This is a genomic window from Rhizobium sp. 05L419 (genome assembly GCF_056397845.1).
In genome coordinates, this window is the sequence record NZ_JBFTOF010000012.1 from 32,638 (window position 1) to 55,634 (window position 22,997).

Sequence of the window (22,997 nt, forward strand, 5' to 3'; positions counted from 1 at the left end):
GTCCTACACCTGCTTTGCAAGCATTGCCGTGCGCTTGCCTTCCGTTTCCGTGACCTCGTCTGCGGGGATGTAGAAATCACGGTTGTAGTTGAACGTATGGCCGATCGAGATCGCGATCATCGCGACGAACGAAACCACCACCAACCACCAGATGTACCAGATCATGGCGAAGGCGAAGACGACGCTGATTGCCCCCAGAATGACACCGGTGCCGGTGTTCTTCGGCATGTGGATAGGCTTGAACCCTTCCAGTGGGCGCGCATAGCCGCGCGCCTTCATGTCGTACCAGGAGTCATGATCATGGACGACCGGGGTGAAGGCGAAGTTGTATTCGGGCGGCGGCGACGAGGTCGACCATTCCAGCGTGCGGGCATCCCAGGGATCGCCGGTCACGTCGCGCAGTTCTTCCCGCTTCCGGTAGCTGACAACGAGTTGAATCAGGAACGAGGCGATGCCGAGCGCGATCAGGAAAGCGCCGAACGCGGCGATGATGAACCAGATCTGCAGCGACGGATCCTCGAACTGCGACACGCGACGGGTCACCCCCATAAGACCGAGCACATAGAGCGGCATGAAGGCGAAGTAGAAGCCGATCAGCCAGAACCAGAACGACATCTTGCCCCAGAACGGATCGAGCTTGTAGCCGAAGGCTTTCGGGAACCAGTAAGTAACGCCAGCCATCAGCCCGAAGACCACGCCGCCGATGATGACGTTATGGAAGTGGGCGATGAGGAACAGCGAGTTGTGCAGGACGAAGTCCGCCGGGGGAACGGCCAGCAGAACACCGGTCATGCCGCCGATGACGAAGGTCACCATGAAGCCCATCGTCCACAGCATCGGCACTTCGTAGCGGATACGGCCGCGATACATGGTAAACAGCCAGTTGAACATCTTTGCCCCTGTCGGGATCGAGATGATCATCGTGGTGATGCCGAAGAATGAGTTTACGCTCGCACCCGAACCCATCGTGAAGAAGTGGTGCAACCAGACGAGGTAGGAAAGGATCGTGATGACCACCGTCGCATAGACCATCGAGGCGTAGCCGAAGAGGCGCTTGCCGCAGAAGGTCGCGACGACTTCCGAGAAGATGCCGAAGGCCGGCAGGACGAGGATGTAGACTTCCGGGTGACCCCAGATCCAGATGAGGTTCACATACATCATCGGATTGCCACCAAGGTCGTTCGTAAAGAAGTTCGTGCCGGCATAGCGGTCGAGCGAGAGCAGCGCCAGGGTGGCGGTCAGGATCGGGAAGGTGGCAACGATCAGGATGTTGGTGCACAGCGATGTCCAGGTGAAGATCGGCATCTTCATCAATGTCATACCCGGCGCACGCATCTTAACGATCGTCGCGATCAGGTTGATGCCCGAGAGCGTGGTTCCGATACCCGCGACCTGAAGGCCCCAGATATAATAGTCCACGCCGACGCCTGGACTGTAGTCCGATCCGGACAGCGGCGGATAGGCAAGCCAGCCGGTCTGCGCGAATTCGCCGACGAAGAGCGAAATCATGATGATGATGGCGCCCGCCGTCGTCATCCAGAAGGAGAAATTATTGAGGAACGGGAAGGAAACGTCGCGTGCGCCGATCTGCATCGGCACGACAAAGTTCATCAGGCCAGTGACGAAAGGCATCGCCATGAAGAAGATCATGATGACGCCGTGCGCGGTGAAGACCTGGTCGTAGTGATGCGGAGGCAGATAGCCGGCCGAGCCATTGAAGGCCATTGCCTGCTGCAGACGCATCATGATCGCGTCGGAGAAGCCGCGCAGCAGCATGATCAGCGCCAGAATGACATACATGATGCCAATCTTCTTGTGGTCGACGCTGGTCAGCCAGTCGCGCCAGAGATAGCCCCAGAGCTTGAAATAGGTGACGACGCCCAAAAGAGCGATGCCCCCGAGCGCTACCGCCGCGAACGTCGCGACGAGAATCGGCTCGTGGTAGGGGATCGCCTCTAGGGTCAACCGACCGAAGATGAACTTCAGGAGGTCAGGATTGGAAAACATGGAATAACCCGTTCATTGATGTCTTGTCGACGCAAAGCGCCAGGTCTAGTTGTCGCTCTGCTGCGCAGGAGATTGGTTGCCGGTACCGTGATCCATCCCAGGCATGCTGTGTCCGTCATGCTTCATTCCCGGCATGTTCTGCATGTCGTCGGCCTGGCCGCCGCTGGCGTCGCCGGTCACAGGCGTCGGCACGGTGTTTCCTTGGCCCTCGGCGCCTGGAGCAGGGGCGCCGTGAGGACCCTCGTTGCCGTCGGCGTGACGATCGTCATATTTCAGCTTCTCACGGTTTTCGACGCTTTCCTTGCCGCCGCCGCCCATCATGTCGATGTGCATCATTTCGCTCATGCACATCTTGCCGGGCGCCGCACACATGTTGAGGATCGCATTGAAGAGATCCTTGTCGGCGGAGGCAAAATAGCGAACCGGCTCACGCTCGCTCGGGCGTTCGAGCTTCAGATAGGTGTCGCGGTTCAGTGCCGTGCCCTGAGACTTGACCTGCTCCACCCAGGCATCGAAACCCTGACGGCTGAAGCCATGGAACTTGAAGCGCATATGCGAAAAACCGGCGCCGCTGTAGTTCGCGGAAAAGCCGTCGTAGACACCTTCAGCATTGATCACCGCATGCAGCTTCGTCTGCATGCCCGGCATTGCATAGATCTGACCCGCGAGTGCCGGAACGTAGAACGAGTTCATCACCGAGGAGGAGGTGATCTGGAAGTTGATCGGAACATCGACCGGTGCTGCCAGCTCATTGACAGTTGCGATGCCGAGGTCGGGATAGAAGAACAGCCATTTCCAATCGAGCGCGACGACCTGGACCGTCAGCGGCTTGACGTCGGCAGGAATGCTGCGCTCGGCATCCAGCCGGTCAAGCGGACGATAGGGGTCGAGCTTGTGAGTGCTGATCCAGGTGATGGCGCCAAGCGCGATGATGATCGCCAGCGGCGCAGACCAGATGACCACTTCAAGCCGGGTGGAGTGGTGCCACTCGGGATCGTAAGTCGCGCTCGTGTTTGACCGACGGTAGCGCCAGGCAAAGAACAGCGTCAGGAAGATCACCGGAATGATGATCAGTAGCATCAACGCCGTCGACACGACGATCAGGTCGCGCTGCTGCATGGCAATGTCGCCCGAAGGCGACATGACCACCAGATTGCATCCTGCCAGCGTCAGAAGCAGCGGCAAGATGAGGAGATGGCGGGAAAACTTCGGCAGTTTTTGCACGTCTCTATGCTCTTGTTGTTTCGTCCAAACCGCGACTAAAGCACTGTAACTGGCAGCAACATGAGGTGTTTGGTCGCAGTGCAGCAGAATTGCCGCACTGCGGGATAAAACAGACGCCGCCGGATGTCAAAATCCTGATGCAGAAATGAAGGATTGGCGTCGGCTGCGATACTTTCGAAAGGCTAATATATCCGGGCGATCGACAACGACCACCATCTCAGGGACGAATTGGGCTGCGGGCAGCGCGATTTTTCATCCACATATAATTTTGAGAGCTCAATGGTGAACTATTTACGTCCCTCAGACTTGATAAGCATGACGGTTAGTCCAAGATCGGTATGAGGCGCTTTGCCGCAAGCGTCTCAATGAGGGAGGCGTTGAATGGCTAATGCAACACATGGACCGTCGTCCACGTCGATGGAACGCGACGCAAGACAAATTCATGCAGACAAGCCGGTATCGCCCGGCAGTATCGCGATTGGCGTCGTCATCGGGCGCATGTCGGAATTCTTCGATTTCTTTGTTTACGGCCTGGCCTCGGTGCTGGTCTTTCCACAGCTCGTTTTCCCCTTTGCACCTGACCGGTTGACCGCGACCCTTTACTCCTTCTCGATATTCTCGCTCGCATTCCTCGCCCGTCCCGTGGGTTCGGTTGTGTTCATGACCATCGACCGGCTATACGGCCGCGGCACGAAGCTCACCATCGCTCTGTTCCTGCTCGGCGGGTCGACGGCGTCCATCGCATTCCTTCCCGGATATAATGAGATCGGGGTGTGGTCGATCTTGCTGCTATCGCTCTTCCGGCTCGGCCAGGGTTTCGCGCTCGGTGGTGCCTGGGACGGGCTGGCCTCGCTGCTGGCGCTCAACGCGCCGAAGAACCATCGCGGCTGGTATGCCATGATCCCGCAACTCGGGGCGCCCATCGGCTTTGCGCTCGCGAGCGCCCTGTTCGGCTACTTCATAGCCAACCTTACACCCGAGGATTTCCTGAGCTGGGGCTGGCGCTTCCCCTTTTTCGTTGCGTTCGCGATCAACGTGGTTGCGCTGTTCGCCCGCCTTCGCCTCGTCATGACCACGGAATTCGGTACGGCCCTCGATCAGCACGAGCTTGAGGCTGCGCCGATCCGGGACGTGTTGCGTGTTCATGGACGCGATATCCTGATCGGTGCCTTCGTGCCGCTGGCAAGCTTTGCGATGTTCCATCTGGTCACGATCTTCCCGCTCGGCTGGATGAGCCTTTACGGCAGTCAGCCAATCGGCGCCTTCATGGTGGTCCAGATCATCGGCGCGGTGGTCGGCCTCATTGCCATCGTCGCATCGGGCATGATCGCCGACCGTATCGGCAGGCGCGGCCAGCTGGCGGCCTGCGCGATTCTAATCGCGGTGTTCAGCTTCATTGGCCCCATTTTGATCGGTGCGGGTTCTGAGGGGCAGGATGCTTTCGTGATCATCGGCTTCGGTGTCCTCGGTCTGTCCTTCGGTCAGGCCACCGGATCGATCTCCTCGCGCTTCGGCCGCGGCTACCGCTACACCGGCGCGGCATTTACATCGGATCTTGCCTGGCTCGTCGGTGCGGGTTTTGCGCCGCTGGTGGCCCTCAGCCTATCCAGCCGCTTCGGCCTGACATTCGTCGGTTACTACCTACTTTCCGGTGCCATCTGCACGCTGGCGGCGCTGGCGTTCAGCAAGGCCCTCGAACAGCGCGATTGATCCTGCCGAGCGACAAACAAATGCCCGCCTGGCGAACGCCGGGCGGGCATTTGTTTGCTAGAGCAAGTCCAGCAAAAGTGCATAGCGGTTTTGCGTTCGGAATTGCGTGAAAACAAAAGGTTAGAGCGTTTTCGCGATTCGGAGAAAAGCGTCCTCTAGACGAAACGCGCTTGACTAGATCGCCGCTGCTTGCGGCCGCTTGGCCGCCCGGGCCGCTGTGAGTTCGGCGGTCGTGTGGTTGAGGCGATCGGCCAGCACTCGCATGATTTCAACAGCAATCTCCGGGAAATCGCTCAGCAATTTCAGGAAGTGCTCCTTGCTGATGCGCAGCACCTCCAGCGGCGAGGTCGCGCGCACGGTGGCTGTGCGCGACACGTCGCAAAGGATTGCAATTTCCCCGACGATGGAATTGGGTTCGACGTCTGCGACCTTGATGTCGCCCGCAGGCGAATGCACGAGAATATCGGCCGTGCCGGACAGCACGACATAGGCTGCGTCGCCGGGATCTCCCTGTCGGAACAGATCCTGACCGAGATTGTAGGTCATGCGATCAGAGGTAAAGGCCAAAAGCTTGAGCTTTGCCGGCGCAATCCTGGAGAAGATCGGCACTCGCCGCAGCATTTCGACTTCGTCTCTCAACAGCATGAGCGTATTTATCCCCTGCCGCACATTTGGTGCGCTCGCTTGAATTCCATTGCGTCCCTCGAGGACGCCACTTTGCCGCAGTGATAGAATATTACGATAACAGTTCCTTGAACATACCGTTTTGCGCTGAAAGCTCAGGAAAGTTTCCGGCCTCTACAAGGCTTCCGCGGTCGAAAAGCAGAATTCGATCGAAAATCTCTGCCAGCTTGGCGTTGGACAACACCCAGATGATTGTTGGCCGCTCGCCGTCCTTGTGCAGATCGTTGACGACGTTGTGCGTGATCTGGTCCTGGACGCGCTGGTCGAGCGCCGAGAGCGGCCGGTTGAGAATGAAATAGTCGGACCGCCGTAGAAGCGCGCGGGCCAGGTTGAGTTTCTGCCGCTGCACCATCGTCAATCGCTTGCCCCCGGAGCCGACATCAAATTCGAGCCCGATCGACAGCACGTCGTCGAAAAGATCCAGCGAGTCGAACAGGTCTCCCATGATCGCCCGGATGCGAGACGATGCGTCGGCTTGCTGGTAGGCGATGCGGCCGAACAGCACATTGTCCATCAGGCTCGCCGAAGAGATGAAGTGCTCGGGATCGTAGCGCTCGATCACGGCCGCGAGATCTTCCGGAATGTTCTCGTGGAACTGCTTGCGGGCGCTGACAATCTTTGCCGTCAACTCATCGGTCAGAAGGCCGAAGCGGTGCCGCGGCTCGATGTAGGCGAAGCTCAGCCGGATGATGGATGAGCGCTCCTCGGGTGTCGCATCGTCGAACTTCCGGCTCGTGAGCTTTTGAAGCAGTGCCTGATAGGTCGGAATGTCATCCGCCGTCATGAAGGTCAGTTGCTGGAAGAAGGGATGATCCGGCGGCAGGTCATGGAAGAGTTCGACGGCGTTTTCCGCGATCTCTAGTCCCATTGCATAGAGATCGTTGCTCAGTCCGGTCTCCCGAAAGAGGGCCTGGAAATAGGGATGTGCCGCCAGCCGGCGATTGTTCATGGCGGGCCGCTTCATGGACCCGAACAGTAGGTTCTCGCCGACTGTCGCCTGGACATTGTAGGCCTCGAAGTCGAACGGCACCACGATACTGCCGAGGTCCGATTCCTGCATGCGCTCGCGAAGCGCCGCCCGCATATCGACGATATGCTCGGCAAGCGCCACGTGCACAGCTGTGTCGACCGTCGAACGAAGCGCCAGATCAAGGATGTCCTGAGAAATAAGCACGGCGTCGAGCACCGGGCGTATGGCTTTGAGAATGTCGTCGGGGCCACTGGCGCCCGCCGCCTGATAGTCGACCCAGTCGCTGTTCGGATCGAGTGTCGGATTTCCGGCCTTGAGCGCTTCGGCAGCATGCCACTTAACTTCGAGAGCGGTCTGCTCGTCATAGTCGGGGTCGCGCAACGGTGCATGCTTCAGCCCGTAGAGAATGTTGTCGCGGAGCGAACCCTGGAAGAAAAAGATGTCGGCGGACGCATAGGAAATCCGCCGTCCGGTGATCGACTCGGGAAGCTCGAGCAAATCCTTGCCGTCGATCGTGATGCGGCCCGAATCCGGCCAGACCAGACGCCCCAGGGCTTCTGCAAACGCCTCGGCACCGCTTGCATTTGGGCCGACGACGGCAACCGTTTCGTTCGGCTTGATCTCGACGGAGATATGATCAATCAGGCGCGCGCCGCTGTCGTCGCTAACCGACAGGTTGCTGACGACAATCGACGAGGCCAACGGCGTGACGCCCGCGCCCGAAACTTCGTGAATCCGTTCATCGATCAGTGGCTCGACATTGAACTGCTCGTAGACTTGCTGGTATTTCACCTGCACGTCCTGGCGCATCTGGTCCCAGTCGATCAGTTCCTTCAGCGGGCCGGGCAGGTCTTTGTAGGCGCTGATCACTGCCACCAGCTGACCGATATCCAGACGGCCCTGCAGTGCCAGGTAGCCGCCGATCGCATAGAAAAGGAAAGGCGTGACCTGGGCCAGGAAGTTGTTCAGGAACTTGACGAGAAACTTCCACTGGTAAAGGTCGTAGCGGATTGAGAAGATCAGTCCCAGTCGGGCTGCGATGTCGGCGCGCTCGAGGTTCGAAGTGTCGTTGCCGTGGATCGTGCCGATGCCGTCTACGATCTCGCCGACACGCCCGGAGAGTTCACGAGCCGTCAACTGGCGCTGGCGGCCAAGCTCGAGCAGGCGTTTTCGCATCCGCGGTATGATGACGGCCTGAACGCCGACGATGGCGGCGGCGATCATCCCCAGCCAGAAATTCTGCACGATGATAAAGATGAGAGCGGTGAGGGCCTGTCCCCCAAGCAAGGCGGGAGACACAAAGGCGTCACCTGTAAAGCCCCCCATTGGCTCCACTTCGTCCTTGATCATGGTGGCGATTTCGGCCGATTTCACCCGCTTGAAATGGTTGGGGGGAAATCGAAGGACGCGGTCGATCAGCTGGAAGCGGATACGCCTCAGCATGCGCTCTCCGAGCCGGCCCTTGTAGGTGTTGATGTAGAATTTGAACAGGCCGTTCAAGACCACCAGCGCCAGGAAAACCAGGCTGAGCGCCATCAGCGTCTGCAGGCGGTCCAGCTGCAGGCCCGAAAAGAACTCGACCTTTCCGATGACAGGAAAGGTGTAGGACAGATGCATGAAGGTCTGGGTCGCGCCTTCGCCTTCAAACCCGGATCCCTGAATCGGACCGTTGACGATCTGCTTGGGAAGATCGAACGAAAGGAAATAGGGTATCATTGACAGCGCAACGACCGCCAAAATCCAGAGTTGCTGCAGCCGCGTGTTCGACCAGATGTAGCGCGCGAGGCTTTTTTCCATTGTTAACCGTCAATTGTCGGGAAAATTTTAAACAACAACCCTGCCGCAGAACGGAAACGAAGTGGCGAGAACAGAACCATGCAACCGGGCCGCTGAATATCCTAACGAAAACAACGCGAAGCGGCACTCAACTATCGCGCCGATTCTCGCGGGAATCTTTTTATATCATAGGAGTTTCATAAAGTGCGAGCGTTTCAGCCGACCATTGCGCGAATGACCTCTGCTGTTTTGTTCGCGCCGTCGAGGTCGAGCGTGGCGGAGGGTCGCGGACGCGCTTCCAGCGCAACGCCGACGGCAGCCGCAACAAGCCCGGGCGTCAGGTCCTTTTCGGGCAGGATGTCGGCAAGGCCAAGGGCCTTCAACCGTTCGGCCCGGACGGACTGCTCGGTCTCACCGCCGACAACGAAGGGGATCAGGATCGGGCGGCAATCCGTCTTCAGGAGATCGCCCACGGTGTTGTAGCCTGCTTGCGAGATGGAGACGCGCGCGCCCCGCAAAAGCGACGGGAAATCCTTGCGGAAACGCACGAGCGTTGCATTGGCGGGCGTATCCGCTGAAAGTGCGGCAAATTCGCGTTCGGGCAGATTGGGGCCACTGACTAGCAGCCAACGCAGATCGGCGGGCAGAATTGACGCCGCCCGTGCGGCAGCGGCGAGAAGATCCATTCCGACGGCCCCGCCGCCCGCGGATGCGATGATGTCGTAGATTTCCGACGGTTCGGGAGCCGTCGGCGGCGCCACGATGCCTGTGTAGATCAGCTTGGCGGCGATATCAGCGGTCAGCGGGAACGTGTCTTCCAGGCGAACGAAAGCCGGATCGCCGTGCACCAGAACCGCATCGAAGTGCTTCTGTACAAGCGCCGCAGTCTCCGCGTCGCGGCCAGGCTTGCGGTTCTCCTGCAGGATGTCGCGCACCGAGCTCAACAGCTTCGGTCGGGGATCGGCCCTTTCGATCGCAGCGAGGAGCGGCAGCAGTTCGAAGCGCATTTGTCTGCGTCCAAAGGGGAACGCTTCGATCATGACGACGTCGGGACATGCGTCGTGAAACGCCGACAGCAGAAGATCGCGGCGCCGGTTGAGGAAATCCTCACTGGCATCGGTGCCGTTGGCCTCGGCAAGACCCGAGAAGCCGGCGTTGCTGGCAACAACAGGCGGCAGGGCAACCGTCTTGATGCCGTCTGCGGGAAAGCCCGGGACAGGCAAGCCGCCGGTCACGACCGTCACATCGAAGCCGTCATCTACAAGCGCGTTGGCAATGCGGCTTGCCCGGGCAATGTGGCCGATGCCGAGCAGATGCTGGACGTAAAAGAAGACGCGCGGCCCCCTCATGATGCCTTCTGCCATTCCGCTTCGAATAGCCGGCTGAGCTGCTCGATACTGGCGTGATAGTCGAAATCCCCGCGCACCCGTTGCTCCGCGGCATCGCCCAGCTTCCGGCGCAGCATAGGATCCCGGATTGCAGCCTCCAGAGCCGAGGCCAATGCAGCAGGGTCGTCCGGCGGCACCAGCAATCCGTTTTGACCGTCTACAAGAAGCTCCGGAACGCCGGACACGGAGGTGGAAACGCAGGGCAGTCGCTGGCTGGATGCCTCGACCAGAACATTGGGAAGCCCGTCGCGGTCACCGTTGGCAGCAATCCGGCAGGCGAGTGCAAAGAGATCTGATCGACGGTAGTGATCGAGCACATCTTCTTGTGCGAGCCCTCCCTTCCATGTGATCCTGTCGGCAATGGCAAGTGTCGCCGCCAGCGCCTTCAGCTTCGGCAATTCGTCGCCGCCGCCGATATGCTCGAAGCGCCAGTTCAAATCTGCGGGCAGGCGTGCGAGCGCCTGGAGCAGGGTATCATATCCCTTCTTTTCCACAGCACGGCCGACGCTCAGGATGGAGACGGGAGCAGCCGGATCGCTACCGTCGCGACAAGGTCTCTGCTCGGCAAAGTGGCCGAATCGCGCCAGATCCAGGCCGTGATAGCTCAAATGCACCGCCTCCTTGCGTGTCGTTAGCGTGCGCATGTGCTCGTAGCCGCTTTTGGTGCAGGTGACCGTCCAGCGCGCGCTGCCAAGCTTTTCGTTCAGCTCCCAATCGGGCGAGGTCCATATGTCCTTCGCGTGTGCGGAGCAGGTCCAGGGCACGCCGGTCAGGATGCTGGCATATTCGGTGACGGACGCGGGGGTGTGAATGAAATGCGCATGCAGCCACGCACCCTTGTCCGGCCACTCGTGGGCCAGCACCAGTGCCTGGCCCAGCCGGCGGAAACGGTTGCGCGAAATATCGCGCGGCAGGTCCTTCAGGAAGCGCTTCACAAGCGCCTTGAATCCGGCCATGCGGAAGCCCGAGACCAGACCCTTCAATACCCGGATCGGTTCTTCGTGCAGATACTCCGGCAGATACACCACCCGCGCCTTTATCTCGTCGTGGACCGGGTGCCGCTTCTTGTCGGTCGGACGGCGCATCGAAATCAGGGTCAGGTCGAAGCCGGCTCGTTCAAGCCCCAACAGCTCCTGGGCGATGAACGTTTCGGAAAGGCGCGGATAGCCCTTCAGAACGACCAGTATCTTCCGGCGTTGCGGCAATGCCTGAACCTTCACGCGGCTTGAACTTTCACTCGGCTTGGACCTTCACTCGGCGCCGACGACGGAAAGATGGCGGCCCCGGCTATCGAGCCAGTGGCCGACCGTCTGTGAGATGTGATTGAGTCCCTCGAGGCGGAGGGTGCAACCGCTTATCGACGGTGGCTGGCGATGCGGCAGGCGCTTCAGCGCATCGGCCATCACTGACGCGTCAGCGGATTGTTCGGGTAGCAGCATGTCGACCAAGCCGAGAGCACTTGCTCGCTGGGCGCGGAGCAACTGCTCTTCCCGCGGTTTTACGCGCGGCACGATCAATGCCGGTTTGTCGAACGACAAAATTTCGCAATAGGTGTTGTAGCCACCCATGGCGACGACCCCGGTTGCGCCGGCGATCAGTTCTTCCATATGGTTATCGAACTCGATGACTTCGATATACGGGATCTTCGCGCCTTTCTGGACGAGCTTGCTGCGCTCGGCAGCCGGCATATAGGGCCCAAGCACGACAAGAGCCTTCTGCTGCAGGGTCGCGTCCTGCTCATAGGCGTTCATGACGTCGTGGACCAGATCAGACCCATCGCCGCCACCGCCGGTGGTCACGAGAATATAGTTGTCGCTGCGGGCATTGATCGATGTCTTGCTTGTGGACACGCTACGCTGCAGGAATCCGACAAAATCCATCTTCCTGCGCACGCTCGGAGGTACGTCGAGCCCGATCAGCGGATCGTAGAAGTCCGGCGGCCCGTAAACCCAGATCGAATCGTAGTACTGATCGATCTTCTGCATGATTCCGTTCTTCTTCCACTCGGCATCCAGCAGATGCGGCGCATCCATGATCTCTCGCAGGCCAAGTACCAACTGCGTTCCGCGCGACTTGAGGTAGGCTAGCGTATCCTCCACCTCGCCCTTGAGACCCATCGGCTCCTTGTCGACGATGAAGATGTCCGGCTGAAATGTCTCGGCCGTGTGGCGGATGATCGATTCTCGCATCTTCAGCGTATCCTGAAGATCGATGTGGCTCGCCAGCGACGTGTATTCTCCGTTGCGCAGCTTGATCACGCTCGGAACCTTCACGAAGTCGACGCGGGCCCGATAGTCGAAGGCGCCGGCAATCGTGGCGCCGGAGATGATCAGGATATTGAGGCCGCGATAATCCTCGACCAGCGCATGGGCGATCGTGCGACAGCGGCGCAAATGACCGAGCCCGAATGTATCGTGACTGTACATAAGAATACGGGCATCTTCCAGTCGCCGTGCCATGGGCATTCCTTCCGGGCTGTACATCACCTTGCACCGCCGCTTTCCACGGCGTGCCGAACAGATCGCATAGCTCCGCCCGGCTGACCGCTATTTGTAGGGATCTGCGGCATCACGCAAGCCGTCTCCCAGAAAGTTGAACGCCAAAATCACCAAGACCACCGGTATAATCGGAAAAAGCAACCATGGATAGAATGCAATAACGCTTACGCTCTTTGCCTCCGTCAGCAGGATGCCCCAGCTGGTAATCGGGGGGCGGAGCCCCAGCCCAAGGAAACTCAATGCCGTCTCGCCGAGGATCATGCCGGGAATGGAAATCGTCGCAGACGCGATCAGATGCGACATGAAGCCGGGGACGAGATGCCTGCCGATGACACGCGAGGTGCTGGCGCCCATGAGCTGGGCCGCCTGCACGTAGTCTTCCTCACGCAAAGCAAGGAGCTTGGAACGAACGGCACGCGCCAATCCGGTCCAGTCGATGATGCCCAGGATGACCGTGATACCGAAATAGATGACGATCGGGCTCCATGTCACCGGCATGATAGCGGCGAGAGCCATCCACAAGGGCAAGCTCGGCAGAGATTGCAGCACCTCGATCAGGCGCTGAACGATCAGGTCGAACACGCCGCCCCGATAGCCCGCGAGGCCACCGATGACGATACCGAGACAAAAGCTGATTGCGATGCCGATCAGGCCGATCGTCAACGAGATGCGCGCGCCGTACAGTATGCGCGACAACACATCGCGCCCCAGACGATCGGTTCCGAGCAGAAACATCTGGCCGCCCACTGCCGGGCAGACGAGATGCAGGTCTGAGCTGACAACTCCCCAGAATTTGAAGGGATCGCCACGGCAGAAAAAACGGATCGGCTGCACGTCGTTTTGCCTGTCGGTGTAGACGCGATGTAACGTATCGAGGTCGAGCGACATGCTGCGACCATAGACGAACGGGCCAACGAAGCTGCCATTGTGGAAGAGATGGATCCGCTGCGGCGGCGAATGGATGAAATCGACGTTCTTGGTGTGCAGCCCGTAGGGCGCCAGGAATTCGACGATCAGGATCATCAGGTAGATAGCGACCAGGAATACCCCGGAAATCAGTGCAAGCCGGTGCTGCTTGAATTTCCACCACATCAGCTGCTTCTGCGATGCAAGGTGGATGCGCGACTGCGCAGATGTCATGGCTTCGGTCGCTTGCGGATCGAAGGGCGCGGTCGAAACATAGTGCGGCATCGGTGCGCCGGGCGGGGGCAAGGGCGACATTATTTGGTGCTCCTGCCTTGCAGGCGGATACGTGGATCAAGGAAGCCAAGGGCAATGTCCGAGACCAGGACGCCCACGACGTTGAGGAAAGCAAGGAACATCAGGAACGACCCGGCAAGATACATGTCCTGACTCTGCAACGCCTTGATGAGCATGGGTCCCGTCGTCTCGAGTGACAGGACGATCGCAACGATTTCAGCGCCCGAAATGATTGACGGAAGGATCGATCCGATGTCGGCAACGAAAAAGTTGAGCGCCATGCGCAGTGGATATTTGATCAGTGCGCGCAACGGGTGAAGCCCCTTGGCGCGCGCCGTCACGACGTACTGCTTCTGCATTTCGTCGAGCAGGTTGGCGCGAAGCCTTCGGATCATGCCTGCTGTCCCGGCTGTTCCCACGATAACCACGGGGATCCAGAGGTGTGAGAGTATCGAGCGCGCTTTGTCCCAGCTCATGGGTTCCGACAGGTACCTCTGATCCATGAGATGGCCGATGGACACGCCGAACCACATGTTGGCGAAATACATCAGGATAAGGGCAAGCATGAAATTCGGAATGGCGATGCCGAGCAGTCCAAACAACGTCAGGCCGTAGTCGCCCCAGCTATACTGGTGGGTCGCCGAATAAATTCCGATCGGAAAGGCGATCAGCCATGTCAGCAAGATGGTGGAGAAGGAGACCAGAATCGTCAGCCACAGCCGGTCGCCCACCACGTCGGATACCGGCAGCTGATACTCGAACGAATAACCGAAATCGCCGTGCAACATGCCGCCGACCCAATAGAAATAGCGAACGACTGCAGGCTTGTCGAAGCCGTATTGCTTCCGCAGCTCCTCGATTTCCTGCAGGTTTGCGCTCTCGCCCTGCGCCCGGAGTTCGGCGATCTGGCTCTCGAAAAAGTCGCCGGGCGGCAGTTCGATGATGGTGAACACCAATGCGGAGATCACGAAGAGCGTCGGAACCATCGCGGCGATGCGCCAGAGAATATAACGTAGCATCGTTCAGACCTCCTTGAACCAGAAGGAATCCGGCATGTAGATGCCGAGGTAGGAGGTCGGGTCAAAGCCGTAAAGCCCGCGCGCCGGTACGTTCTGCAGCTTGGCCGATTTCAGGATTGGCTGCAGCGTGCTGTTGATCAGGCCGATCGAGAAGACCTGTTGCGTGTAAAGCGACAGCATCTGGTGCCAGATCGCCTCCCGCTCTGCGGATCTTGCGGTTTCGCCCCACTGGTTGAGCAGATCGACCAGCTGCTTTGCCTCCGGCAGGTCCGGTGCGCGGCCGGCCTGTCCGGCAGAGAGGTAGTACATGCCCCAGAGCGGCCACTGCAACTGATCGTCTTGCGTCGGTGCGAGCTGTCTCGGTGACATGTCGGCGGTGGCAACCCCGTTGTCGATGCCGAACCAGATGGACATCATGATCGTTCCGCTCATCGCCCGGTTGTGGAAGACGTCGCGTTGTGAAGTGCGCGTATAAAGGGCAAGACCGACCTCGCGCCAGTGGTCGCGCACGAGTTCCAGCACGTCGGTATCGAGATTGCTTTCACCTGGCGTCTCTATCGTGATCTCCGCACGTCGGCCATCCGGCAGGAGGCGGACGCCCTCGCTGTCGCGATTGGCCAGCCCCAGCTCGTCGAGCAGCTTGTTTGCCTGGTCAGGATCATGCGCGATGAAGGCGTCTGCATACTCCGACCGAAAGAGCGGACTTTCCGGCAGGACGGTGTCAGCGCTCGCCTTGCCGAGGCCGTAGAACGCGACCATGTTGATCTCGTGCCGGTCGATGGCCATCGACAACGCCCGGCGGAACCGCGTTTCGCGGAAAAGCCCACGCCAGACGTCGTCGGCGCAGTTGAGGTTCGGCAGCAGCGCCACCCGCGAGCCGCGTACCTGCCGCCACAGACTGACGTTCACCGGAAACCGCTTCTCGGCATCCTTCAGRAAGGTGTAGTCGTTGAAGTCGATGCCGGTCGCCTGCAGRTCGGAYTCGCCSGCRCCYGCCTTGGCMGCGATGATGGAGGATGAGCTGACGTTGAGAATGAACCGGTCGATATAGGGTAACTGGACACCATTCTCGTCGATGCGATGGAAAAACGCATTGCGCACGAAAACGAACTGCTCTGCCGGTGGCGCTGTCGTGTTCGCCCACGGATCAAGCGTTGGCAGCTCCGGGTTTTCCGGACGCGACGCGCGCGACATCTTGATGTGCAGGTCGGCCCACTTCTTGACCCTGTTTTGCTTCATCAGGGCGGACAGCCGAAAGTCGTCCTGGTACTTCTTGTGGAACTGCTTCAAATAGTGGCCGGGGCCGAAAATCATCAGCGGCAAGGGGCCTGCCAAGGCCGGCATGAAATTCGGATTGGGCCGATCCCAACTATAGCGCACCGTCAGCGGATCGAGCACTTCGAAATGGGGCAGATCGCCGTGAGGCCTGAGTTCCAGCGCCCCGCCGCCGGGTGTAAGGTCCTTGTTGAGAATAACGTCTTCCCACCAATAGCGGAAATCGTCTACCGTAAACGGCGCGCCGTCCGACCAGCGATGGCCTTCACGCAGGTGGAAGGTAAAAACGGAATCCTTCTCGGACGTAAAGCCCATCAGGATATCGGGCTGGAGCTGCAGCTTCGTGTCGTAGCCGACGAGCCGCGAATAGCCGTAGACAGTCATGTAGCGGATGTCTTTTGCGCTGCCGATGATCGTGCGCACGGTGCCGCCATAGGCACCCGGCTGCAGCCCTTCGTCCTTCATGTTGATAATCCGCGGATGCGTCGGCAGCCGATCGACCATGGCCGGAATACGGCCGGCACGCAGCAGGTCCCGCAGGAATTCCGGCTCTATATCGCGGTCCGCCGCCTTGACGACCGAAGGCGCGATTGCGGCACCGACCATGCCTCCGAGAAAGCGCCTGCGCGTTACCATGAACGGAGCTCCTTCACATCAGCGCCCTTGCGGGCACGCACAAAATGGCCATTGCCGAGGTCGGCGTAGTCGAGCTCGGACGCGTCGTCGTGTTCGGCTGTGAACGTAATGCCCCAATTCTGCTTGTCGGCGGCGCCATTCTTACGCAGCGCCTCGAAATCGAGTGGCCGGTCGAGATCGGGGAAGGGGACGGCCGCAAGCAGCGACTTCGTATAGGGATGCACTGGATCGCGCAGGATGACCTCTCGGGGTGCTATTTCAACAATGCGTCCCTTGCACATCACGGCTATCCGGTCCGCCATATAGTCGACGACGGCGAGATTGTGGGAGATAAACAGGTAGGTCAGCCCGAGTTCTTTCTGCAAATCCTTGAGCAGGTTGAGGATCTGGGCCTGAACAGATACGTCGAGCGCCGATACCGGCTCATCGAGGATGACGAGCTTCGGTCCAAGTGCCAGCGCGCGCGCAATGCCGATACGCTGACGCTGGCCGCCGGAGAAGCTGTGCGGGTAGCGGCTCAGATAGCGGCGGTCGAGCCCGATTGCGCCCATGAGCGCTTCCACCTTCCGGCTGCGCTCGGCACTGTTGCCTCGATCGTGGATTTCCAGCGGCTCGCTCAGAATGTTCCTGACGGTCATGCGCGGGGAAAGTGAGGATACCGGATCCTGGAACACCATCTGGATCTTGGTCCTCAGGTCCTGTAGCTCGTCGCCGCTTGCGGACAGGACGTCGATGACATCCTTGCCATCGTTGAACGTCACCGAGCCGCTGTCCGGCGTGATCGCACGCATCAAGATCTTGCTCACGGTCGTCTTGCCGCAGCCCGACTCTCCGACCAGTCCGAGACATTCACCGCGCTGAATATCGAAGCTCACGTCGTCGACCGCGCGAAACCCAGCCGTCTCTCGTGTGCCCAGCAGACCGCGATTGCGGGTCTTGAAAGTCTTGGTCAGGTTGTTGACGGACAGCAGGATCTTCGGCCCCTCGACCTCGATCCTTTTCTTGCCAATCATGGATTCGAGATTGACCGACACATCGCGCATAGCCTTCAGCCGTTCGCCGGGCTTCATGTCGAAATGCGGCACTGCGGCCATCAGCCCCTTGAGATAAGGGTGCTGGGGATTGCGGAAAATGGATTCGACCGGCCCGGCTTCCATAATCTCGCCGTGGTAGATCACCACGACTTCGTCAGCCATGTTGGCCACGACACCGAGGTCGTGTGTGATCAGCAGCATCGCCATACCGAGCTTGTGCTGAAGATCGCGCAAGAGTTCGAGAATCTGCGCCTGGATCGTCACGTCCAGCGCCGTCGTCGGCTCGTCGGCGATCAGCAGCGCCGGCTTGCAGATGAGCGCCATCGCGATCATCGCCCGCTGGCGCATCCCGCCCGAAAGCTCGAACGGATACATGTCGAAGGTGCGCTTTGGGTCGGTAAAGCCGACAAGGCCGAGCATCTCCTCCGTCTTTTCGCGGGCTTCCTTCTTGTCGGCCTCGGTGTGAATCAGCAGTGCTTCGCTGATCTGATTGCCGACCGTGTGCAGGGGAGACAGCGAGGTCATCGGCTCCTGGAAGATCGTCGCCATGCGGCGACCGCGCAAATCCCGCATTTCTGCACTGTCACGGGAATACTGAAGAATATCGGTGGTCTTGCCGTCGAGGGGGTCGGTAAACAGAATGCGACCCTTGGCCTGTGCCGGGTTCGGCAGGATGCCCATGATGCTCTGGCTGATAACCGATTTGCCCGAGCCGGATTCCCCGACGAGCGCAGTGACTTTGCCGGGCAGAATACGCAGGTTTGCGTTCTTTACGACGCGGAGGCTTTCGCCGAAAACCGAGAAGGAAACGTCGAGATTCTCAATGCGTAGCAGATCGGAGGCGGGCGCCATACCAATGATATTCCCCAGTTTTTCTTCGTTCCCGTTGCGGCACACTAGCGTACCGCAATCAGGGTGTCCAGTTGATGACGGACACGCAAAAACCGGGAGCTTCAGATCCCTTGGAAGTGTGGAATCCGGCCGTTGCCACGGCCGGATCAGCTACTGAATAAACTTTTCGACTGCCGGGGCCTTGGCCTGGTTGCGTGCGTCGCGATGGAGCAGAATGACCTGCTCAGCTTCGGAAAGAGCAGCCTCCGGCACCTCGCGGAAGTTCTCGTCGACATGAAGCGCCGGCGCAGGCGCCCGCGGCTGCAAGACCGTGATCTTCTGGCGGACACCCCGCAGCTTCTCCTCGCCCAGCGTCGTCCACTCGCCGCCGCAGTAGCCGGCAAAGGCCTGGCTTGCGACAACCTCGCGGGAATACTTCTTCGTCAGCGCCTGCAGCCGCTGAACCTCGTTGACGGCCGAGCCGAATGCAGAAAAAGTCAGCCTGTCCTTGAGCCCGACATTGCCGAACATGACGTTGCCGACATGTAGGCCGATACCATAGGAGATCTTGCCAAGACCGCTTTCCTGCCGTGTCTTGTTGAGTTCGGCAACTCGGGCCTGAGCCTGATGGACCGCCGACAGAGCCGACTGACAGGCGATTTTCGACGGATCCTTATGACGGCCGCATGGATAGACGGCAAGAAATCCATCCCCGATGAAGCTCAGAATTTCGCCGCCGTTGCGGTTGAACGGCGCCGCGATCGCGTCGAAAAACTGGTTCAGTGTGTCGATGTAGTTCTGTCTGCCTTCCTTCTCGGCATACATGGTCGATTGGCGCATGTCGCCCATCACGAGTGCCGCGCGGATGGTTTCGCCGTCGCCCCGGCGTATCTGGCCGTTCAGCACCCGCTTGCCCGCATCGCCGCCCAGATAGGTCGTGAGCATGTTGTTGGCCAGCTTGCCCAGCACCGCCATCTTGGCAGCCACCGCGAGATGGTTCTGCATGCGCAGCAGCGCATCGATCATGTCGTCGGAAAAGCCCGCGTGACTGTCGGTGGACCACGACCCCATCATCCCCTGAACCGATCCATCGCCGAATGGCTGCACGAAGGCGAGGTAGTCGGTAATCCGTTCGTCGCGTAAATCTGCAAACACCGGGAATTCGGGCTGACCGTCAACGGGAATGCGGCGGCGCAGGTGCTGCAGGTTGTTGTCCAGCAAATAGTAATAGGGGCTTTGAATAAAACGGTCGGGTTTCTGCCCCGCCGCGTGGCGGTAGCCTTCGATGGTGACACCGCTTGCGCGCCGCCAGGTGAAGCTCAGCGCATCGTAAAGCGGATGCAGCATTGAAAAGGTCAGATGCACGCGTGCAATCGGAAGGCCAGCCGCGGCAATGCGTTCGCAGAACCCGCGAACGATGTTCTCAAGGTCGTCGCCGGCCAGCGACGAGTTCGTCAGCCATTCCGCGACCCGGTCCAACAAAATCGATGAAACGCGGGAGTCTATCACGCCCATTCCTGGTAGTATCCTCATGAGGCACGTCATCCATGAAACGTCGGAAAGGCCACCAGCAGCACGGGTGCTGCAGGCCGAAAAGTCAGGATGGACGTGTGATATTATTGTGTCAACAATCTGCCGGTGATCCAGCAGTGGCACCTGTCAAACCACTGATTTCGTGGGTTGGATAGGCGATCCTTTCTGTGGTTCGTTACCTGACCTAAATAGGCACCTCAGACTAGGCAGACAATGGGCGCCGAGCATTTTTAGGCGCCGCGCGGAGATCTCTGTGGGCAGTCGGGTCATTTGCGCAACACCTGCAAGGGTTGTCTTTGTGTTGGGGCGCAGCCGACCGAAGAATGGCAGGTGTGGCGTCGCATCGTTATAACGCCGGCGGGCGGGTTTCATTCGCCACGATCTTACATTAGATCAAGGGACCTCATCCGGACTTCAGACGAGACCCACCTTGGCCAATTCCCCAATCTTCGACGCACTCTTGAACAAGATCGAAACCCGCACTGCGCGCGCCGGTATCATCGGTCTCGGCTACGTCGGCCTGCCACTTGCGATGGCGGTCGCCCGCAGCGGCTTTCCCGTGACCGGCTTTGATATCGATCCGAAGAAGATCGCTTCACTTGATGCCCGTCGCTCCTATATCGATGCCGTGAGAAGCACGGACCTCTCGATCGAAATTGACGCAGGGCGGTTTTCCTCCACGACCGATTTCATGGATCTCGCCGCCTGCGACGTCATTGTCATCTGTGTGCCGACACCGCTGACCAAGCATCGTGACCCCGACCTGTCCTTTGTCGAGGCAACCTCGCGTTCGATCGCCGAGCACCTGCGGCCCGGCCAACTCGTGGTGCTGGAATCGACCACCTATCCCGGCACGACCGACGACATCGTCAAGGTCATCCTGGAAACGACCGGCCTCGTGTCCGGTGTCGACTTTTTCGTCGGCTTCTCGCCGGAGCGGGAGGATCCCGGCAATCTGCACTATCACACTGCGACAATCCCCAAGGTCGTGGCCGGCGACGGAGCGGACGCTCTCCAACTGATGAAAAGCTTCTACGGGGCGGCTGTAAAAACCGTGGTGCCGGTCTCTTCCAATGCGACTGCAGAGGCGGTCAAACTCACCGAGAACATCTTCCGTTCGGTCAATATCGCGCTCGTCAACGAGCTGAAGACGGTCTATGCCGCCATGGGCATCGATGTCTGGGAAGTGATCGATGCGGCAAAGACCAAGCCTTTTGGGTATATGCCGTTCTATCCCGGGCCGGGTCTTGGCGGGCATTGCATTCCGATCGATCCGTTTTATCTCACGTGGAAATCACGGGAATACGAACTGCCGACGCGCTTCATCGAACTCGCGGGCGAAATCAATTCGGCCATGCCACGCTACGTTGTCGGCAAGCTTGCAGAGGCGCTCGACATCCGCGCGGGCAAGGCGCTCAGCCGCTCGCGCGTTCTGGTAATCGGCCTCGCCTACAAGAAGAACGTCGCCGACATACGTGAAAGCCCGTCGCTTCGCCTCATCGAAATCATCGAGGAACGCGGTGGCAAGGCCGATTATCACGATCCCTACGTTGCCGAAATCCCGCCGACGCGCGAATATCAGGCGCTGAAGGGTCGCCACTCCATTGCCCTGACCGGCGAGCAGCTGGCCGCCTATGATGCGGTGCTGATCGCAACGGATCACGATGAGGTCGACTACCGCCTGCTTGCTGAAAGGGTGCCGCTAATCGTCGATACCCGCAACGTCTATACGCGTCTAAACCTTGCGGCTGATCATATCCTCAAGGCGTGACGCCGACCGGGGACGCCTTGCCGCTGATCTGGCTGGCGGCGACGGCATAACCGCCGCTTGCTCCATCGATGAAGTGCATGTGGTCGCGCGACAGGTGCGTCGGCACGAAACATGTCATCAGCGCGGATGACTGGCGATGCAGGCCATAGCGGGCGATGCGGTTCGCCTTGGCCCTTTCCAGCAGCACCTGAATCCGGCTGAGATGATCGGCATCGACGTCGATGGTCATCTTCAGCCCGTCGTCGAACTTGCGGAAATCGGAGTTTCCGGAAACATCCTGCCGATAGCGCCGGGCGTCGAACGTGCCGAGCTTCAGGCCGAAGCGGTGCAGAAAGACCGTGAGGCCGATCTGGAGCATGATCCATAGCCGCTGGCGGAAGCGTCGCCCGGCCGGCGCCGTCGCGCGTGCCTCGCGATTGATCCCCGTCATGGAAAAGCGGAGCGAGGGGCCGTCGGCCGGGACGGGGTGGCCGTCCCGGCTCTGCTCTGCGGAAATGGCAATGACTTCAGCCACAAGCTGGCGAAACTCGGGGCTGGTACCGCCATCGCCGGGAACGGCGATGATCGAGACGATCTCGCCGTTGCGTGCTTCGATTGGATTCCACCGGCAGGAGAGGCCGGTCAGATCGGGTCTCGTGCCCTCCGGTGCGGCTTCGACACCGTACCGCCCGGCCTTCATCTGTTGTTCTGCCCAGGTATTGCCGCCGCCGGCGAACATCGCATAGGTGACGAAGGGGCTTGCCTGATAACGCGCCACGCGGACGTCGAAGCCGGCGCTTCGAATGTCGGCGATCGGCACCACCGATATCCGAAGATCGAGCTTCAAATCCTCGTCGACCCAACGCTGCGCTGCGGCTAACGCTTCGCGCGCAGTTCTCTCCAGGGCACCAGGAAGGGCGACCAGGCCACCATCCCCGCCGAAGACGAAAGGATAGTCTCCCATGCCGACGGCGTTCAGCACCGCGGAAATGACACTGACGCCTGCCATATTCACGTCCTTGTAGCGGCCGTTCATGATCGCCTGTGTCGAGCCGACGATATCGGCGAGCGCCAGGATCCAATTGTCCGGCAGCGGGCGATAGTTGCCGGTGTCCGCCACGCCTTCGAATTGGTCGAAGACCGGCACGCTCGCAAAGAAGGAGTCATTTGAAGCATCGTTCATGGCTAGAACTTAGAACAGACCCGTGTTGTCACCGCAACGCCATTTCGCGGTCAATTGAGGTGAACCTATTTCTGCGGGATCGACTTTGCCAGCAACGCAGTGATCATCCAGGCAACCTGGCGATGGATTGCCTCCCAGATGTGATTTTTGCATGGCCCGCCTGCGGTTATATTGATGATGTCGTCAGGTGGCCTTGCGGCCCGCGGTCGGTGTGGTTGGGATGTGTGACGACGCGACACCAGGAGGATGCGGTCGGCGGTGATGTTCCAGGGCAGGGAT

15 protein-coding genes are annotated in these 22,997 nt (G+C 59.7%); 2 read left to right on the forward strand and 13 right to left on the reverse strand.

Going from position 1 to position 22,997, the window contains the following annotated elements; genetic code table 11:
• Nucleotides 1-3: 3 nt before the first annotated feature.
• Nucleotides 4-2,007 carry a cytochrome o ubiquinol oxidase subunit I gene (gene cyoB / locus AC1DMK_RS16580; protein WP_037058134.1) on the reverse strand — a complete coding sequence of 668 codons (2,004 nt, stop codon included), beginning with the start codon at nt 2,005-2,007 and terminating at the stop codon, nt 4-6.
• Nucleotides 2,008-2,052: 45 nt separating this feature from the next.
• Nucleotides 2,053-3,231, reverse strand: a complete 1,179-nt coding sequence (gene cyoA, locus AC1DMK_RS16585; protein ID WP_477860414.1) for a ubiquinol oxidase subunit II — start codon at nt 3,229-3,231, stop codon at nt 2,053-2,055.
• Nucleotides 3,232-3,612: 381 nt separating this feature from the next.
• Here cyoA and AC1DMK_RS16590 point away from each other — a divergent pair, with 381 nt between their 5' ends.
• Nucleotides 3,613-4,941: an MFS transporter gene (locus tag AC1DMK_RS16590; protein ID WP_477860415.1), complete on the forward strand. Its 1,329-nt coding sequence runs from the start codon at nt 3,613-3,615 to the stop codon at nt 4,939-4,941.
• 174 nt (nt 4,942-5,115) lie between these two features.
• Here AC1DMK_RS16590 and AC1DMK_RS16595 read toward each other — a convergent pair whose 3' ends face one another.
• The 10 genes from AC1DMK_RS16595 to AC1DMK_RS16640 form a co-directional block, all read right to left on the reverse strand.
• Complete coding sequence (locus AC1DMK_RS16595; RefSeq protein WP_037058138.1) at nt 5,116-5,586, reverse strand: cyclic nucleotide-binding domain-containing protein; 471 nt, start codon at nt 5,584-5,586, stop codon at nt 5,116-5,118.
• 91 nt (nt 5,587-5,677) lie between these two features.
• Complete coding sequence (locus tag AC1DMK_RS16600; protein WP_037058140.1) at nt 5,678-8,392, reverse strand: ABC transporter ATP-binding protein; 2,715 nt, start codon at nt 8,390-8,392, stop codon at nt 5,678-5,680.
• A 194-nt stretch (nt 8,393-8,586) separates the two neighbouring features.
• Complete coding sequence (locus AC1DMK_RS16605; protein WP_037058141.1) at nt 8,587-9,720, reverse strand: glycosyltransferase; 1,134 nt, start codon at nt 9,718-9,720, stop codon at nt 8,587-8,589.
• The gene (locus AC1DMK_RS16610; protein ID WP_477860418.1) at nt 9,717-10,964 is read right to left on the reverse strand and encodes a glycosyltransferase; all 1,248 of its coding nucleotides are present in this window, start codon (nt 10,962-10,964) and stop codon (nt 9,717-9,719) included. Before AC1DMK_RS16610 ends, AC1DMK_RS16605 begins: the two co-directional genes overlap by 4 nt.
• Before the next feature lie 45 nt (nt 10,965-11,009).
• Nucleotides 11,010-12,218, reverse strand: a complete 1,209-nt coding sequence (locus tag AC1DMK_RS16615; protein ID WP_037058400.1) for a glycosyltransferase family protein — start codon at nt 12,216-12,218, stop codon at nt 11,010-11,012.
• An 87-nt stretch (nt 12,219-12,305) separates the two neighbouring features.
• Complete coding sequence (locus AC1DMK_RS16620; protein ID WP_477860419.1) at nt 12,306-13,478, reverse strand: ABC transporter permease; 1,173 nt, start codon at nt 13,476-13,478, stop codon at nt 12,306-12,308.
• Nucleotides 13,478-14,476, reverse strand: a complete 999-nt coding sequence (locus tag AC1DMK_RS16625) for an ABC transporter permease (RefSeq protein ID WP_037058144.1) — start codon at nt 14,474-14,476, stop codon at nt 13,478-13,480. Before AC1DMK_RS16625 ends, AC1DMK_RS16620 begins: the two co-directional genes overlap by 1 nt.
• 3 nt (nt 14,477-14,479) lie before the next feature.
• Nucleotides 14,480-16,387 (reverse strand): ABC transporter substrate-binding protein, encoded by a 1,908-nt coding sequence (locus tag AC1DMK_RS16630; RefSeq protein ID WP_477860422.1) that lies wholly within the window; start codon nt 16,385-16,387, stop codon nt 14,480-14,482.
• Nucleotides 16,381-18,273, reverse strand: a complete 1,893-nt coding sequence (locus tag AC1DMK_RS16635) for an ABC transporter ATP-binding protein (RefSeq protein WP_037058146.1) — start codon at nt 18,271-18,273, stop codon at nt 16,381-16,383. The genes AC1DMK_RS16630 and AC1DMK_RS16635 overlap by 7 nt, the downstream gene beginning before the upstream one ends.
• 150 nt (nt 18,274-18,423) lie before the next feature.
• Nucleotides 18,424-19,767, reverse strand: a complete 1,344-nt coding sequence (locus tag AC1DMK_RS16640) for an adenylate/guanylate cyclase domain-containing protein (protein WP_037058148.1) — start codon at nt 19,765-19,767, stop codon at nt 18,424-18,426.
• Nucleotides 19,768-20,215: 448 nt separating this feature from the next.
• Here AC1DMK_RS16640 and AC1DMK_RS16645 point away from each other — a divergent pair, with 448 nt between their 5' ends.
• The gene (locus AC1DMK_RS16645) at nt 20,216-21,556 is read left to right on the forward strand and encodes a nucleotide sugar dehydrogenase (RefSeq protein ID WP_477860425.1); all 1,341 of its coding nucleotides are present in this window, start codon (nt 20,216-20,218) and stop codon (nt 21,554-21,556) included.
• On the opposite strand, the gene AC1DMK_RS16650 is transcribed toward AC1DMK_RS16645, so the two are convergent.
• Nucleotides 21,546-22,718: a DUF3095 domain-containing protein gene (locus AC1DMK_RS16650; protein ID WP_477860427.1), complete on the reverse strand. Its 1,173-nt coding sequence runs from the start codon at nt 22,716-22,718 to the stop codon at nt 21,546-21,548. The two genes, AC1DMK_RS16645 and AC1DMK_RS16650, sit on opposite strands and share 11 nt — an antisense overlap.
• Nucleotides 22,719-22,997 lie beyond the last annotated feature (279 nt).